This window comes from Microcystis aeruginosa LEGE 91341 (genome assembly GCF_015206885.1).
Taxonomy (GTDB): Bacteria; Cyanobacteriota; Cyanobacteriia; order Cyanobacteriales; family Microcystaceae; genus Microcystis; species Microcystis aeruginosa_H.
In genome coordinates this window covers 1-4,098 of record NZ_JADEXY010000214.1, presented here as the reverse complement: position 1 = coordinate 4,098, position 4,098 = coordinate 1, and the positions used below count along the sequence as shown (strand labels likewise).

At 41.7% G+C, this 4,098-nt stretch carries 5 protein-coding genes; 3 read left to right on the top strand and 2 right to left on the bottom strand.

The window, feature by feature from the left end:
• Positions 1-186: 186 nt before the first annotated feature.
• Positions 187-522, top strand: coding sequence for an excalibur calcium-binding domain-containing protein (locus IQ234_RS20045; RefSeq protein WP_193958366.1), 336 nt, complete (start codon positions 187-189; stop codon positions 520-522).
• A gap of 51 nt (positions 523-573) precedes the next feature.
• Here the strand turns inward: IQ234_RS20045 and IQ234_RS20040 are convergent, their stop codons facing one another.
• Positions 574-1,647, bottom strand: coding sequence for a Gfo/Idh/MocA family protein (locus tag IQ234_RS20040; RefSeq protein WP_193958365.1), 1,074 nt, complete (start codon positions 1,645-1,647; stop codon positions 574-576).
• A 233-nt stretch (positions 1,648-1,880) separates the two neighbouring features.
• Here IQ234_RS20040 and IQ234_RS20035 point away from each other — a divergent pair, with 233 nt between their 5' ends.
• Together IQ234_RS20035 and IQ234_RS20030 are read left to right on the top strand one after the other, a co-directional pair.
• Positions 1,881-2,453, top strand: coding sequence for a shikimate kinase (locus IQ234_RS20035; protein ID WP_193958364.1), 573 nt, complete (start codon positions 1,881-1,883; stop codon positions 2,451-2,453).
• Positions 2,453-2,773 (top strand): cupin domain-containing protein, encoded by a 321-nt coding sequence (locus IQ234_RS20030; RefSeq protein ID WP_193958363.1) that lies wholly within the window; start codon positions 2,453-2,455, stop codon positions 2,771-2,773. The genes IQ234_RS20035 and IQ234_RS20030 overlap by 1 nt, the downstream gene beginning before the upstream one ends.
• A gap of 121 nt (positions 2,774-2,894) precedes the next feature.
• On the opposite strand, the gene hemW is transcribed toward IQ234_RS20030, so the two are convergent.
• Positions 2,895-4,067 (bottom strand): radical SAM family heme chaperone HemW, encoded by a 1,173-nt coding sequence (gene hemW / locus IQ234_RS20025; protein ID WP_193958362.1) that lies wholly within the window; start codon positions 4,065-4,067, stop codon positions 2,895-2,897.
• Between the last annotated feature and the right edge of the window lie 31 nt (positions 4,068-4,098).

Here is a 4,098-nt window from a genome sequence, read left to right as displayed (position 1 = left end):
CTACCCCCCAAACCCCCCGCGCATTAGCTTTTCGGTGGGATGCTTACACGCGATTGTTCATATTTTTGTACTAATTTAAGAGTCACTGATAATTGCTGATTGTCGGTATTTCTGCAAATGTGGGATGCACCCTGTCTCCTATTTATTTGGTACTATGATAAGATCAGAGAATCAGGCAAGCATTTTATGAAAAAAGTAATTGTTATTTTAATCCTGGGTTTTCTGAGCGAACAAATATCAATAAAATCACCAATTTCTGTCCATAAAACCATCAATAATTTAGCCGTAGCTAACAACAATAATCGTCCCACTCCCCAGAAAAAACCTAGTCCTTCTCCACAATTTCGCTGCGATGGTAGAACTCACTGTTCCCAGATGACCTCCTGTGCAGAGGCGACTTTTTTCTTGAGAAATTGCCCTAATGTCAAAATGGATGGAGACGGTGATGGAGTCCCCTGTGAAAGTCAATGGTGTGGGAAAAAATCCTCAGAAAAATGTTTGAAAAGTTCTCAAAATAACTAATTTTGTTTCCTCACCCCAATTCTCTTACTTAAAGAATCGGGGTAAAAACAATTAAGAAGCGGTAATCACGGGAGAATTAAGATATTGATAATTCCAGTCCGATTGTTGCCAAACGCGACCATCAAGGGCAATTTGTTCGATTAAACTAGCTAATCGTAAAGCTTTTAAAGCTTGTTCCCCACCGACAGAAGGTTGATTCCCACCGCGCACACAATGAACAAAATGTTCTAATTCTGCGTGTAGGGGTTCAATATTGCTAGTATAAACCTTTTCAATTAAACCATCTTGACGGTAGAGAACTTGACCGTAATCGGTGCTATAGTTAGCGGTGGTTTGCCGGTGAATGAGGATTTCATTATTGAGAAAATCCGCTTCCGTGAGAGAATTTTTACAGTGGGCCGCTAAACGGCGAATCTTGCGATGAGTCACCTTACTAGCGGTTAAATTAGCCACCACTCCATTACTAAAACCAAGGGTTGCAGTGACATAATCGAGATAACCGGAATCAGTGGCAGCGCGACTACCACTAGCGGTTAATTTCACCACGGGAGCGGCGACTAATTCTAAAATTAAATCTATATCGTGGATCATTAAATCTAACACCACCGACACATCATTAGCTCGCTGGGAATAGGGACTCATGCGATGGGATTCAATCGCTAAAATCTCCTCGGTTTTCAAGACCTTCGATAACTCCTGGAAAGCGGGATTAAAACGCTCGATATGACCCACTTGCAGAATACAATCGTGATCGGCTGCCGCATTGACTAAAGATTCCGCTTCACTAATACTAGCGGCGATCGGTTTCTCGATCAAGGTATGTACTCCCGCTTGCAGACAGTCCATCCCGACTCGATGGTGTAACCGCGTGGGGACAGCGAGACAAACCGCATCTACCCTAGGTAAGAGGTCTAAATAATTTTCAAAAAAACGGACTCGGTATTTACTGGCAGTTTCCAGTCCCTTTTCGACGTTGACATCGGCCACCCCGACGAATTCCACGTCTTTTAACAAACTCAGGATGCGACTATGGTGTTGTCCCATGTTACCGACCCCGATAACCCCGACTTTAATCGGTTTGAGTTGATTTCTATTACCCGGAAAGTTTGCTGGTTGATTGGACATGAATTTTAGACTCCTGTGTTCACACTCCCCACACCACTTGATTAAATTAATCAAGCTGATTTTGTCGATGAATTACCAAGATGGTATCATGGTTATCCAGATTCTGACACGATGTCGGTGTCAATGGGGGTTCTGAGAAGATTTTCTGATTTCACCTGCGGGTTTTCACTCCTAAATGCTTATCAAAAAATCATCCCTGAGTAGCGAGGACTACATTCAGCTAAATTTTAACTATGGACAATTCAACGGATTTTAACTCCTTACGGGGATTAAGTGTTTTTTTGCTAGGAATGATGGGATCTGGCAAATCCACCCTGGGAGAGTTGCTTTCCCGACGGTTACAATATCGTTTTTTTGATACAGATATATTAATAGAAAGGGTCGCAGGAAAGACAATTAAGGAAATTTTTGCCGACGAGGGAGAAGCGACTTTTCGGGAGTTGGAAACCCAAGTTTTAGCCGAATTATCCTCTCTGACTAAAACTGTGATTGCCACCGGGGGAGGGATGGTTTTAAAACCGATAAATTGGAGTTATCTTCGTCACGGTTTAATGATTTGGTTAGATGTTCCCCTCGAAGTTTTGGTTAAACGTTTAAAACAAGATACCTCTCGTCCCCTGCTGGAGTCCACTGATTTAGAAAGTAAACTGGAGTTATTATTAGAACAAAGACGGGGACTTTATGGAGAAGCAGATCTTCGGATTGTTGTTTCTAACCTAGATACACCTGCTCATATCGTTGAGAAAATTTTAACAGCAATACCGACGGTGATTAAAGATTTTCATCCAGAAAGGAATAATAACTAATGATAGCAGCTTCAATTTTTGATTTACCTGAACTAATTCCCGACCGAGAAATTCTGGAAATTTTGACCCAAAGTCAAGCTATTCGTCTGGAAAGAATTATTTCCACTGGTCAAACCACTCCCATCGGTCAATGGTACGATCAATCTGACTTTGAATGGGTGATTTTATTACAGGGATTCGCTGAGATTAGTTATGAGGATGGCAGCCAAGTTAATCTGCAAGCGGGGGATTATCTCCTGATTCCTCCTCACCAAAAACATCGCATCGAATTTACTAGCAATAATCCCCCTTGTATTTGGTTAGCTATCCATTATCGCTAGTAAGTAGGTAGGTGTTAAAAGTTGTCAGACACCCCCCTTATCAAGGGGGATTAAGGGGGGATCGAAGCTAAAATCTATTTTTAATTTAATTATAACCAGCTACTTAAAATATAGTTTCTGACTATTGCCAGCGATCAAATAAATCGGTTAAAACGATATTAGAAAACAAAAAACCTTCGGGGTCGCTTAATCTTACCCTGCTATCTCCCTCAATTATTACTAGATTGCTCTGTTTATGCGGCTCTAAGACCTCTAAAATTGCTTTTTTGATTTCCGAACCAAAATTAGCTTCAATCGCGGGTAAACTCAGCCCTGACCCTAATCTTAAACCTAGCATTAAGGTTTCGAGAAGATCATCAATCAAGCTATTTTTCTCCACGTCAATCTGACAGCCTTCTTTTACCCAAGCAAAATAGTCACGACTTTTGCGCGGACGGGTAAAACGTTGTTGATGGAGATAACTAGCAGCCCCCATACCAAAACCGTAATAGGGACGATTTTCCCAGTAAACTCGATTATGTCGGCATTGATAACCCGGTTTGGCATAGTTAGAAATTTCGTAATGTTGATAACCGGCTAAAGCTAGTTTTTCACCGGCTAAAACATACATTTTCGCCGTGGTTTCATCATCGGGTAAGGGTTTTTTCCCGGGTTGATACTGTTTACCGAAAGGAGTAACCGCTTCTAAGACCAAATCGTAACAGGAAAGATGGGCTGGTTGCAGTTCGATCGCTTTTTCTAGGGAATTTTCCCAATCTGTCAGGGTTTGTTGTGGCAATCCTGAAATCAAATCCAAACTATAGTTAACTATTCCCAATCCCTGAATTAATTCCACTGCCTGATAGATATCCTTAACGGTATGCGATCGACCAGAAACCTGTAATAATGGTTCTTGAAAAGCCTGTACTCCTAAACTAACCCGATTGACTCCCGCACTAAGATAACCCTGTAATTGTTCTAAACTAAAGGTAGCCGGATCAATCTCCATAGAAATCTCTATATCGGCCGCAAAATCAAACTTTTTGGCTAAAGTATCCAGAATTGCCCCTAATAATTCCACAGGTAACAGGGAAGGAGTCCCCCCCCCAAAAAAAATTGTTTCTAGGGGTTTCCCCGTCCCCTGACTAAGGCTAATTTCTTCCTGTAATATTTCCACATACTCCACCACAGGGGGAAAAGTCGCCGGATTGGTGTGATTACCGACGACAAAAATCGGGAAATCACAGTAAAAACAGCGCCGACGACAAAAGGGAATATGAATATAAACCGAGGTTACGGGGTCAAAATAGGACATTATATGAGGAAAAAGGGAGAAGGGGGTGTGG

Excerpts from the sequence above, each read along its gene's own strand:
- IQ234_RS20040 (WP_193958365.1), bottom strand. The coding sequence starts at position 1,647 with ATGTCCAATCAACCAGCAAACTTTCCGGGTAATAGAAATCAACTCAAA.
- IQ234_RS20030 (WP_193958363.1), top strand. The coding sequence starts at position 2,453 with ATGATAGCAGCTTCAATTTTTGATTTACCTGAACTAATTCCCGACCGA.
- hemW (WP_193958362.1), bottom strand. The coding sequence starts at position 4,067 with ATGTCCTATTTTGACCCCGTAACCTCGGTTTATATTCATATTCCCTTT.
- IQ234_RS20035 (WP_193958364.1), top strand. The coding sequence starts at position 1,881 with ATGGACAATTCAACGGATTTTAACTCCTTACGGGGATTAAGTGTTTTT.
- IQ234_RS20045 (WP_193958366.1), top strand. The coding sequence starts at position 187 with ATGAAAAAAGTAATTGTTATTTTAATCCTGGGTTTTCTGAGCGAACAA.